The organism is Nocardia lijiangensis NBRC 108240 (genome assembly GCF_001613045.1).
GTDB lineage: Bacteria > Actinomycetota > Actinomycetes > Mycobacteriales > Mycobacteriaceae > Nocardia > Nocardia lijiangensis.
Genome location: NZ_BDBP01000068.1, coordinates 1 through 11,030 on the forward strand (window position 1 = coordinate 1; position 11,030 = coordinate 11,030).

9 protein-coding genes are annotated in these 11,030 nt (G+C 71.0%); 5 read left to right on the top strand and 4 right to left on the bottom strand.

Going from position 1 to position 11,030, the window contains the following annotated elements; all coding sequences use genetic code 11:
• The 3 genes from NL1_RS23930 to NL1_RS23940 form a co-directional block, all read left to right on the top strand.
• Nucleotides 1-381, top strand: a 381-nt coding sequence (locus tag NL1_RS23930; protein WP_281180852.1) for an urease accessory UreF family protein, incomplete at its 5' end; no start/stop codon positions are given.
• 28 nt (nucleotides 382-409) lie between these two features.
• A complete protein-coding gene (ureG, locus tag NL1_RS23935; RefSeq protein WP_067843465.1) occupies nucleotides 410-1,165 on the top strand; it encodes an urease accessory protein UreG in 756 nt (251 codons plus the stop codon).
• Between the two features lie 4 nt (nucleotides 1,166-1,169).
• Nucleotides 1,170-1,886: an urease accessory protein UreD gene (locus tag NL1_RS23940; RefSeq protein WP_084510909.1), complete on the top strand. Its 717-nt coding sequence runs from the start codon at nucleotides 1,170-1,172 to the stop codon at nucleotides 1,884-1,886.
• Nucleotides 1,887-2,009: 123 nt separating this feature from the next.
• Here NL1_RS23940 and NL1_RS37820 read toward each other — a convergent pair whose 3' ends face one another.
• Together NL1_RS37820 and NL1_RS23950 are read right to left on the bottom strand one after the other, a co-directional pair.
• Nucleotides 2,010-2,774, bottom strand: a complete 765-nt coding sequence (locus tag NL1_RS37820) for a hypothetical protein (RefSeq protein ID WP_067843468.1) — start codon at nucleotides 2,772-2,774, stop codon at nucleotides 2,010-2,012.
• A gap of 175 nt (nucleotides 2,775-2,949) precedes the next feature.
• Nucleotides 2,950-4,383 (bottom strand): NAD(P)/FAD-dependent oxidoreductase, encoded by a 1,434-nt coding sequence (locus NL1_RS23950; RefSeq protein ID WP_067843471.1) that lies wholly within the window; start codon nucleotides 4,381-4,383, stop codon nucleotides 2,950-2,952.
• 230 nt (nucleotides 4,384-4,613) lie between these two features.
• On the opposite strand from NL1_RS23950, the gene NL1_RS23955 reads away from it, so the two are divergent.
• The gene (locus NL1_RS23955; protein WP_067843474.1) at nucleotides 4,614-6,101 is read left to right on the top strand and encodes a cytochrome P450; all 1,488 of its coding nucleotides are present in this window, start codon (nucleotides 4,614-4,616) and stop codon (nucleotides 6,099-6,101) included.
• A 7-nt stretch (nucleotides 6,102-6,108) separates the two neighbouring features.
• Here the strand turns inward: NL1_RS23955 and NL1_RS23960 are convergent, their stop codons facing one another.
• Both NL1_RS23960 and NL1_RS23965 read right to left on the bottom strand, forming a co-directional pair.
• Entirely contained in the window at nucleotides 6,109-6,948 is an 840-nt protein-coding gene (locus NL1_RS23960) for a serine hydrolase (protein ID WP_245673495.1), read from the bottom strand.
• Nucleotides 6,949-7,098: 150 nt separating this feature from the next.
• On the bottom strand, nucleotides 7,099-7,296 hold the full coding sequence (locus NL1_RS23965) for a hypothetical protein (protein WP_245673497.1): 198 nt from the start codon (nucleotides 7,294-7,296) through the stop codon (nucleotides 7,099-7,101).
• A 188-nt stretch (nucleotides 7,297-7,484) separates the two neighbouring features.
• On the opposite strand from NL1_RS23965, the gene recC reads away from it, so the two are divergent.
• Nucleotides 7,485-10,964 (top strand): exodeoxyribonuclease V subunit gamma, encoded by a 3,480-nt coding sequence (recC, locus tag NL1_RS23970; RefSeq protein WP_067843483.1) that lies wholly within the window; start codon nucleotides 7,485-7,487, stop codon nucleotides 10,962-10,964.
• The last annotated feature ends 66 nt before the right edge of the window (nucleotides 10,965-11,030 follow it).

Genomic DNA, 11,030 nt, shown 5'->3' on the forward strand with positions numbered 1-11,030 from the left:
GCGCGGACGGCCTCGCGCGCGCAGGGCCGCGGGCTGCTGCGCCTGGCCAAACAGGTATGGCCACACCATGATTGGGCCGAGTTGGCGACGCGCCCGCATCTGTCCACCGTGTTCGGCGCGGTGGGGCGCGCCTGCGCGGTGACCCCGCGCGAGACGGCCGATGTCGTCGTCTACACCACCCTCACTGGCGCCGCCACCGCCGCCCAGCGGTTGCTCGCGCTCGATCCCGCCGCCGTCGCCGCCTGCACCTTCCGGCTTGCCGAGCTCTGCGACCGCACCGCGGCCGAGGCCGCCGCCGGTCTCGCCGCGCTGTCGGACCCGCTGCAGGACGTGCTCACCGAGCGGCACCGGCATCGCGACATGCCGCTGTTCGCCAGCTGACCGACGTTGTCGAGAGAGGAGAGGCCGCATGCCACCGCACCTGATCGATGGTGAGCCGCACGATCATTCGCACGACCGGCCGAAACGGGAACGGACGCCGGGGGAGCCGCTGCGCATCGGCATCGGCGGTCCCGTCGGCTCGGGAAAGACCGCGCTCGTCGCCGCGCTGTGCAGGCAGCTGCGTGGGGAGTTGTCGCTGGCCGTGCTGACCAATGACATCTACACCACCGAGGACGCGGACTTCCTGCGCCGCCACGCGGTGCTGCCGGACGAGCGGATCACCGCCGTGCAGACCGGCGGCTGCCCGCACACCGCCATCCGCGACGACATCACCGCCAACCTGGACGCCATCGACGACCTGATCGCGGCCAACCCGCCGCTGGATCTGATCCTGGTGGAATCCGGCGGCGACAATCTCACCGCGACGTTCTCCTCCGGCCTGATCGACGTGCAGATCTTCGTCGTCGACGTGGCGGGCGGCGACAAGGTGCCGCGCAAGGGCGGTCCCGGCGTCACGTTCTCGGACCTGTTGGTGGTCAACAAGACCGATCTCGCCCCGCTGGTCGGCGCCGACCTGGGGGTGATGGAGCGCGATGCCGCCAAGGTCCGCGAGGGCAGGCCGACCGCGATGCTCTCCCTGACGGAGGACCCCGCGGCCACTCCCGTGCTGGCGTGGGTGCGTGAACAACTCGCCGCGTCGGCTCGACAGGACGCCGCGCCGGCGCACCATGCTCCGCTGGACCAGGATCGCAGCGCGGGCGGCGCGGCGGCGGTCGCGCACTGAGCCGTTGCGCACCGAGCTGAGAATTGCCGCCACGGCGGGCACACTCCCGGAGATCCACGCGTCCGGCGGCCTGGCCGCCCGCCGGACCGGTCCGCACACGGTCCACCTGATCGGCACCGCCGCCACTCCGCTGGGCGGCGACGAACTCGACATCTCGATCGTGGTCGGCCCGGGCGCCCGGCTCGCACTGCGTTCGGTCGCGGCGACCATCGCGGTTCCTGGTGCCGCGACTCGAGTATCGGTCGCGCGCTGGCGTTTCGAGATCGCCGAAGGCGGCGAACTGGACGTGGAGACCGAGCCGACCATCGTGGCGGGCGGTGCGGACCACCGCGCGGTCACCACTGTGCTGCTCGCGGACGGCGCCCGTCTGCGTCTGCGCGAACGCGTGCAGATCGGGCGTGCGGGCGAGAAGTGCGGTGCGTGGCGCGGTGACCTGATCGCCGACCTGCCGGATCTTCCACTACTGCGCCATCGCCTGGAGCTGGGCGCGCACACCGCCACCGACGACGCGCTCTCGGCCCCGCGTGCCCTCGACAGCGAACTCGTCTACCCCGACGATCGGCCCGTCGAGACCTTCGGGCTGACCGCGGCACGACTGCCGCTCGCCGCGGGCGGGAGTCTGTTCACCGCCGTGGGGCCGCGGCTGAGCGCGACGGCGAGCCCGCGAACACTCGGCGGCACAGCGGTTTCGGTATCGGCCGGTGTTCAGCCGCCCGGCTGAGGGGCGGCGGCCACGACTTCCTGTCGACGCCGAAAGGGCGGGGTTTCGACAGGAGTGTCGAAACCCCGCCCCGCTCTCTGCCTTCCGGCGCACCCTTTCCAGCCGGAGGTGCGTACCGCGCGTTCAGTCGCCGAGAACCCGTGCGGGGGCGATGAAGCCGCTGGCCGCGCCGACTGCCGCACCGGCGGCCGCACCCACGATGGCCGCGGGGACGGTGACCGCCGCGGCGGCTACCGCGGCGCCGAGCACCGGTCCAGCGACGAGGCCGATCGGCGCGAAGACCAGACCGGTCAGCAGACCGACCGTCGCGCCCATCATCCCCGCGGTGATCGCGATCGGCACCGCCGTGGCGGCGCCCGACACGGCACCCATGGCGGCGGTGCCGAGGGTCTGCGCGGCGATGCGGTCGGACCGGCTGCGCTCCATACCGACCGAGTCGAGGAACGTCGCGAGATTCGCCTCGGCCACGGCGGCATTGTCGTTGATCTGGACCGCCTGTTCATGGGTGATCCAGTCCGGAGTGGGCACCGTGACGTCACCGAAGCGGAACTGGCCCGGCGGCGGCGCGATCGGCGGTACCGGGACCACCGGGACCGGCGAGTGCAGGACACCGACCGGCGCGAGGTAGCTCTGGTCCGGCGCGGGTCGCGCCCACTGCAGCGAGCTGTGGACGTTGTCCGGAATGTCGAGGCCCTCGTACGGAATAACGTTGGGCGCGTCGGCCGCAGGCCACTGCTTCGCTTCCTCGACCGAATTCGACTGCGCGGGCTCGGCATTGGCGACCCCGGTGCCGACGAGCGCCAACACCAGCGGAACCGCGCCCGCCGCGACCATCGAGCCCACCTTCTGCCGCTGCGGGTTGGGAGCTCTGTGCTTGCCTGTGCCCATACTCACCTTTCGTCGTGGATGAGATTGCTCGACGTCCCACATTCGGACCCGAGCGCCATGCGGATTGGTGGAAATCCGCAGCACGACAAGTGAGTCGCGGCCGGTTGACTCGGCCGAAGCGCGCGAAAGCTCGCCACCCGGCGGAACCGGGTGGCGAGGAAAGGCGATCGGAGAGTTAGGAGACCGCGCGGTCGGTCACTGTTTTTCCTGGCGCGCGGCCGTTGCTCGCGGGCGGTGCGCCGAGGGCGGCCGCGAGTTCGTCGGCCTCCTCCTGATCCTCGTTGACCTGTTCCAAGGCGAGCCGCGCGAACACCCACTGCTCGGTGGCGGCCATCTGACCGCGCGTGCGTCCGAGGAACGTGACGAACCACTGGATCACCGTGATGATCCGGCTGCGGTAGCCGACCAGGTAGTACAGGTGCAGCCCCAGCCAGGCCAGCCAGGCGATGAAGCCGCCGAACTCCAGCTTGCCGACCTGGCAGACGGCGCTGAACCGCGACACGGTGGCCATGCTGCCTTTGTTGAAGTACTTGAACGGCTTTCGGTCCGCGGACGGCTGTCCTTTGAGCCCGGCCTTGATCTGCTTGGCGGCGTAGGTGGCGCCCTGGATCGCGCCCTGTGCCTGGCCGGGGACGCCCGGCACGGCCATCAGGTCGCCGACGACGAAGACGTTGGGGTGGCCCTTGATGGTGAGGTCGGGCTCCACGATGACGCGCCCGGCCCGGTCCACCTCGGTGCCCTCGGAGCGCTCGGCGAGCATCGTGCCCAGCGGGCTCGCCTGCACGCCCGCCGACCAGACCTTGCACGAGGACTCGATCCGGCGAATCGTGCCGTCGGAGTCCTTCACCGTGACGCCGTGCGCGTCGATGTCGGTGACCATGGCGTTGAGCTGGATCTCCACGCCCATCTTCTCGAGCCTGCGCTGCGCCTTGCCGCCCAGCTTGGGACCCATCGGGCCGAGCACCGCGCCCGCGCCCTCGATCAGGATGACCCGGGCGTCGCGCGGATCGATGTTGTGGAAGGTGCCCTCGAGCGTGCGGTCGGAGAGTTCGGCGATCTGCCCGGCCAATTCGACGCCCGTCGGGCCGGCGCCGATCACGACGAAGGTGAGCAGCCGGTCGCGCAGTTCCTGGGTGGTCGCCAGCTCCGCGCCCTCGAACGCGCCGAGGATGCGGCCGCGCAGTTCCAGTGCGTCGTCGATGGTCTTCATGCCGGGGGCGTAGGTGGCGAACTGGTCGTTGCCGAAGTACGACTGCTGGGCGCCGGTGGCGACGATCAGGCTGTCGAACGGGGTGACCGTGTCCTGGTTGAGCAGCCGCGAGGTGACGGTCTTGTTCTCTAGGTCGATGTCGTCGACATCGCCTAGGAGCACCTGGCAGTTGCGCTGCTTGCGCAGCACCAGCCGGGTGGCGGGCGCGATCTCGCCGACCGAGAGGATGCCGGTGGCGACCTGGTAGAGCAGCGGCTGGAACAGATGGGTCGAGGTCTTGGAGATCAGGGTGATGTCCACGTCGGCGCGCTTGAGGTGCTTGGCGCCGAACAGGCCGCCGAAGCCCGAGCCGATCACCACCACCCTGTGACGACGGTTCTCCACAGACTGAGTGCTCATCGTCCTGCTCCTCGACAGTCGGGGGGCTCGTTCCCCGCGAACGGTTACCGACAAGCCTCAACCGTAGTCGGCCCGCCCTGGGCCGTCACGACGAGATCCCTGTTCCGGGTGCGCGGTGGTGCGAAGCCTCACCGTCGCCGCGACGGAGAAGTGAAGCCGCCGCCACCGATCCTGCTGAACGATTGCGAAGAAGAGAATACGATGAATCCTGTCGTTCAGGGAGGTGTGCGATGGTCGCCGAAGACCGGGTCGCCGTCCGAAAGCGCAGCGTGCGCGCCGTGTCGGAGAACGCGGATCTCATCGACATTCCCGAGACGAGCATCGTCGATCGAATGCTGCGCAGGCTGCCCGAACGCCAGCGCGTGCTGGCCGCTCCGCCGCGCGGCAGCACGACCATCCCGGTGCGCGGCGATATCGGGCTGCCCTATCTGGGGCGCGCCCTCCACTACATGCGCTGGGGCCCGGCCGAGATGATGGAGCGCCACCGCCGCTACGGACCGGTGTCACTGAACTCCTCGCTGGGCGTCGACCGGGTGCTGGTGTCCGGACCGGAGGCGATCGACGAGGTGCTCGGCAAGCGACGCCGGGATTTCGGCCAGGGCTGGGACTATTTCATCGGCCCGTTCTTCCGTCGCGGGCTGCTGCTGCTCGAATTCGACGAGCACATGTTCCACCGCAGGATCATGCAGCAGGCCTTCACCAGGGACCGCCTCGCGGCGCACCTGGCGGTGCTGACGCCGGTGGCCCGGACCGCGGTCGCCCGCTGGGTGCCGCCGGGGCAGGACCGTGCCACCGTTCGGCTGTATCCGACTGTCAAGGAGCTGACACTCGAGATCGCCGGGGAAACGTTCATGGCGGTCGACGTCGGCGCGCGGCGGCGCGAGCTCGTCGACGCGTTCGTCGACTGCACGCACGCGGGCCTGTCGATCGTGCGGCACCCGGTGCCGGGCGGGCACTGGCGCGCAGGCCTGCGCGGCAGACGGGTACTGGAGCAGTACTTCACCGAGATGCTGCCCGCCAAGCGCCGCTCGCAGGAGCACGACTTCTTCTCCGGGCTGTGCCACGCCCGCAGCGAGGACGGCGCGGTGTTCTCCGACGCCGACGTGGTGAACCACATGATCTTCCTGATCATGGCCGCCCACGACACCACCACGACCACCGCCACCGCGGTCGCCTACTACCTGGGCAAACATCCGGAATGGCAGCGCAGGGTGCGCGACGAGGTGCTGGCGGTGGATGCCGAAACCGGCGACGCCGCAACGAGCATCGCGGACCTGGACCGCCTCGGCGACTTGGACCTGGTGGTCAAGGAGTCGCTGCGGCTGATGCCGCCGGTGCCGGGTCTGGTGCGCCGCGCCGTGCGCGACACGGAGATCCTCGGTCACTACATTCCGGCGGGCACCGCTGTCGACCTGGCCTACCAGGTCAATCACCTGCTGCCCGAGCTGTGGACGCGACCCGAGGTGTTCGACCCGCTCCGATTCGCCGAGCCGCGCCGCGAGGACCACTCGCACCGGCTCGCGTGGCTGCCCTTCGGCGCGGGGGCGCACAAGTGCATCGGCATGCACTTCGGCACCTTCGAGGTGAAGACCCTGATCGCGGCGATGGTGCGCGATTACGAGTGGGAGATCCCCGACGACTATCGAATGCCGTGGGGATTCACCACGATTCCGTTCCCGCGCGACGGCGCCCCCATGACGCTGCGCCGTCGGCGGTAAGGCCAGGTCAGCGACCGGCGAGCAGCATCTCCGCGACCTTGGTGTCGGTGTCGGCGCCCTCGGTGTAACCACCGGCGTCGCCCAGCGAGCTCATGATCGCCAGGGTGTACCGCTCGTTCGGGCCCGCGAAGCCGACCGAGTTGACCACCCAGCCGCCCTGCTCGGCCGACCAGCCGTTCTTGAGTCCCGGCCGCATGCGGGCGCCCGCGCCCCAGACGCCCCAGTGCTGGTTGTAGTCGACCGAACGCATTCGGTCGAGCAGGTAGTTGCGGTCGTCGGGGTGCATCACGGTGAGCACGTGATCCATCAGCCGGTCCAGGTCGGCGGCGGTGCACTTCTGGAACGACCAGTCGGGGAAGAGCGCGGTGCTGGTGGGCTGGGGGACGAGCGAGACCATGCCGTTGGCGCGGAAGGCGTTGTTGTAGGCCATCCGGTCGGCGCCCGCATACTTGTTCCAGAGCAGATCGGCGGCCGCGTCGTTGGAGGTGGCGAGCATCGCCTCGAGCAGGCCGCGGTCTTCCGGCGGGAGCCCGATGGCGCCGACGCGGGCCCGGTTCAGCAGGTCGGCGGCGATCGCCAGCTTGATGGTGGACGCGGTCCACACGGAGTTCTCGGCGTGCTCGTTCGCGTACACCCCGCCGGTCACCCGGTCGCGGATGACGTAACCCGTGACGCCGGGCCGCGTCTTCAGGTAGGCGTCGACCGCGGAGATCCGACTGCTCATATCGCAATCGAAGCCGGCGAGGCACGCGGCGGAGGCGCGCGGCGCAACAGCGTCGGGAAGGAGGGCGGGCGCGGTCGGGATCAGGATCGCCGCTGCGGCCAGGACACAGGCGGATGCGGCCACGCGGGGAACTGTCCGGGTGGGGGCCATGGGGTAACGCACGAGGGATCACGATCGCACATCCGCGCCGCGTACGCACGTCTTGAGCTCGGCAGTCAGGTGTGTTACAGCGGCAGCGCGCTTGTACCGCAGCGGGTTTCGCCGAACCGCGAGTCAGCGGAAGGCGGCGCGCAGATCCTCGACGGTGCGGCCGTTGAGCCGGTAGCAGTGCTCGAACGCTTCGGTGTGGCGGTCGCGAGGCCAGGCGTGCAGGACGACGGTGCGGCCGTAATGGCGCGAGTTGACCAATTCCCATCGTTCACCGACGCGGCGGACCGTGAACCCGCCTCTCGGCAGCAGGGGAATCACCATCGCATCCATGAATGCGAACCAGCCTTTCGATGCAGCTCTCCCGTTCCTCCCCGGATGAGAACTGTTGCACACCGGTCCGACCGATTCGACGTGACCCGTCCGAGGATTGCGTTCCCGTGTGGCTCAATTCACTTGCGCCAGGGCGGGGCGGCGCGGTTGCGCGCCGGTCGCTGGCGTATAAACGTGCAATGCCGCTGCACATCCACCGGGCCGAGCGCGCCGACGCCCTGGCGGACGCGCTCGCCGAGTTGTTGGCGACCCCGCAGCCGGACCCGTTCGCGGCGGAGATCGTCGCGGTGCCCGCCAAGGGCGTGGAGCGCTGGCTGACCCAGCGGTTGTCCGCGGTGCTCGGCGTCTCGGCGGGTGGCCGGGACGGTGTCGCGGCGAACATCCGATTCCCCTCTCCGGCGGCGCTGGTCGCCGAGGTGCTCGCGGCGAGCACCGGGATAGCGCAGGACGACGATCCGTGGTCGCCGCAGCGCACCGTGTGGACGTTGCTGCGGGTGATCGACGCCGCGCTCGGTGAGCCGTGGTGCGCGGTGCTGGCCCGCCACCTCGGTGGCGTCGACCAGTCCGGCCGCGAGCACCGGATCGGCAGGCGCTACGCCACCGCGTCGCACCTGATCGGACTGTTCGACGGGTACGGCGCCCAGCGCCCCGCCCTGATCACCGAGTGGGCGGCGGGCGCCGACACCGACGGCGCGGGCCGTCGGGTGCCGGACGATCTGCTGTGGCAGCCGACGCTGTGGCGGCGGCTGCGCGCCGAAATCGGCACACCGAGCCCCGCCGAACGGCTGGACGCGGCGTGCGCGCTGCTGCGCGCCGAACCAGGAATCATCGAACTGCCGCAACGAATTTCGCTGTTCGGAGCGACCCGATTGCCCGCCGATCAGCTGGCCGTCCTCGCGGCGTTGGGGCACTCGAGGGACGTGCACCTGTGGCTCGCGCACCCGAGCCCGGCCATGTGGTCGGAGATTGCGCGACTGCCACCCGCGGCGTCGCGCGCCGCCGACGGATCGGGGCGGGTGGTGCGTCATCCGCTGCTCGCCGGTCTGGGGCGCGACGTGCGCGAGCTGCAACAACGGTTGACAGGGAGCGGATCGGATACGCATCTTCCCGGAGCGGCGCGGGACGCATCCGAGTCGCATCGGCGGGTGTCCGAGTCCTCCTCGGCGACGCGGACCGGATCGGAAGCCGAATCGTCTGTCGAGGCGAACGATGTTGCGCCGGTGCGTAGTTCGGGTTCCGTCCCGTGGGAGCGCGGTGTGCGGGAAGCAGCGCCTCGTTCGCTGCTCGCCGCGGTGCAGGCGGGCATCCGCGACGACGTGTGGCCGCCGACCGAGCTCGTCCCGGCCGACGACAGCGTGCGGGTGCACGCCTGCCACGGACCTGCCAGGCAGGTGGAGGTGCTGCGTGAATGTCTGCTCGGCTTGTTCGCGGCCGATCCCACGCTGGAACCGCGCGACGTGCTGATCATGTGCCCCGAGGTCGAGGCGTACGCGCCGCTGGTGCGCGCCGCGTTCGGCTCGCGTGCGGGCACGGGGGAAACCGCGCCGGACGCGACCCATCCCGCGCACCTGCTGCGGGTGCGGCTGGCCGACCGCGGCCGCGGCGTCACCAATCCGATGCTCGCGGTGATCGAGGTGCTGCTGGAACTCGCCGACGGGCGCGTCACCGTCACCCAGGTGCTCGATCTCGCCGCCTCCGAAACCGTCCGTCGCCGTTGCGGATTCGACGACGACGCGATCGAACGGCTGCGCGGGTGGGCGGCCGAATCGGGCGCGCGCTGGGGGATCGGGCAGCGGCAGCGCCAAGCGTTCGGGCTGGCCGATTTCGCGCAGAACACGCTGAACGGCGCGGTCGACCGGATCCTGCTCGGGGTCACCGCCGACGAATCCGCCGACGACTGGCTGGATCTCGCGCTGCCGCTGGACGACGTGGACAGCAACGACGTCGACCTGGCAGGCCGGTTCGCGGAGTTCGTCGATCGCCTCGCGGTGTGCCTGCGCGATCTGCGCGGTCCGCGTCCGGCGCGCGAATGGGCCGTCGTGCTCGGCCGTGCACTCGATCTGCTCACCGATGTCCCCGACAGCCAGGCCTGGGTGCGCACCGAGGCGCGCAGGGAGATCGCCGCGGCCACCGACCACGCGGGCGAGGTGCCGCTGCGGCTGGCCGACGTGGCGGTGCTGCTGTCGAGCAGGCTGGCCGCCCAGCCCACCCGCGCCAACTTCCGCACCGGCGAACTCACCGTCTGCACCATGGTCCCGATGCGGTCGGTGCCGCACCGCGTCGTGGTGCTGCTCGGCCTCGACGACGACGTGTTCCCGCGCGCGGGCGGAGTCGACGGCGACGACGTGCTCGCCCGCAATCCCCTGCTCGGCGAACGGGATCCGCGCAGCGAGGATCGGCAGCTGCTGCTGGACGCCGTGTTGGCGGCGCGCGAGAAGCTGCTGCTGTTCCACACCGGCGCCGACCCGGTCAGCGGCGCGCACCGCCCGCCCGCGATTCCGGTCGCCGAACTGCTCGACGCACTGCGCGCCCACGTCGGCGCGGCGGGAATGGACGCGGTGCTCGTCCGCCACCCGCTGCAAGGCTTCGACCGCCGCAACTTCCACGCCGAGCGCCCGTTCAGCTTCGACACGGTCGCGCTGGCGGGCGCGCTGGCCGCGGGCCGTCCGCCCGTGCCGCACCCGGTCTTCCTGCCGGAACCGCTGCCCGCGCCGGAACCGTCGGACGTGGCGCTGGCCGATCTGATGTCCTTCGCCGAACACCCGGTGCGCGCCTTCCTGTGGCAGCGGCTCGGATTGCGGGTCCCCGAACACGAGGAGGACATCGCCGACCGGCTGCCCATCGAACTCGACGGCCTCGCCAAATGGGAACTGGGCGAACGGATGCTCACCGCCCGCCTCACCGGCGTGGACGCGAACGGGCTGCGCGCCGCGGAATGGCGGCGCGGCACACTGCCGCCGTTCGGGCTCGGCGGCGCGGTGCTCGACGAGATCGAGCACACCGTCGACAAACTGGTGCGCGCCTCGCTGCCGGACTACGAGGGACAGGCCAGGGCCGTCGACGTGGCCATCGATCTCGGCAACGGCCGCAGGCTCACCGGCACGGTGCCCGAGGTGCGCGGAGAAACCCTGGTGCGTACCACCTTTTCGCGCTTGGCCCCCAAGCACCGCATCGCCGCGTGGGTCGCGCTGCTCGCGCTGGCGGCCACCGAGGACCGCTCCTGGCGCGCGGTGACCACCGGCCGCGGTCAATTCGGCCGTCCCGCATGGCGATCCGTGCTCACCGCGCCGGATGCGCCTGCCGCCGTGGCGATCCTGCGCGAACTGGTGCGACTGCGCGACGCGGGCATGTCCGAACCGCTCCCGATCGCTCCGGCCGCGACCGCGGCCTACGCCGAGCGACGTTTCCGCGGCGCCACCGCGGAGGAGGCCTTCGCGGCCGCCGAACGCGAATTCAACGGCGGACCCAACGGCCCCGGCGCGTTCGGTGATCACACCGACCGCCACCTGCGCTACGTGTGGGGCGCGGCGCCACGGCTCGAGCACCTGATGGACGCGCCCGCCCCGGCGGGGGAGCCGGGGGAGACCACCCGGTTCGGCGCGGTGGCGCGTCGTCTGTGGGTGCCGCTGCTCGGCGCGGAAAGTCAGGGGCAGCCGTGATCCCCGTGTCGTTCCCTGGATTTCGCGCGCGTCCCGGCGTGTCTGCGAACCTTCCCGCGCGGGCGT

Coding starts and splice junctions, on each gene's coding strand:
- ureG (WP_067843465.1), top strand. CDS start 410: ATGCCACCGCACCTGATCGATGGTGAGCCGCACGATCATTCGCACGAC.
- NL1_RS37820 (WP_067843468.1), bottom strand. CDS start 2,774: ATGGGCACAGGCAAGCACAGAGCTCCCAACCCGCAGCGGCAGAAGGTG.
- NL1_RS23950 (WP_067843471.1), bottom strand. CDS start 4,383: ATGAGCACTCAGTCTGTGGAGAACCGTCGTCACAGGGTGGTGGTGATC.
- NL1_RS23955 (WP_067843474.1), top strand. CDS start 4,614: ATGGTCGCCGAAGACCGGGTCGCCGTCCGAAAGCGCAGCGTGCGCGCC.
- NL1_RS23965 (WP_245673497.1), bottom strand. CDS start 7,296: ATGGTGATTCCCCTGCTGCCGAGAGGCGGGTTCACGGTCCGCCGCGTC.
- recC (WP_067843483.1), top strand. CDS start 7,485: ATGCCGCTGCACATCCACCGGGCCGAGCGCGCCGACGCCCTGGCGGAC.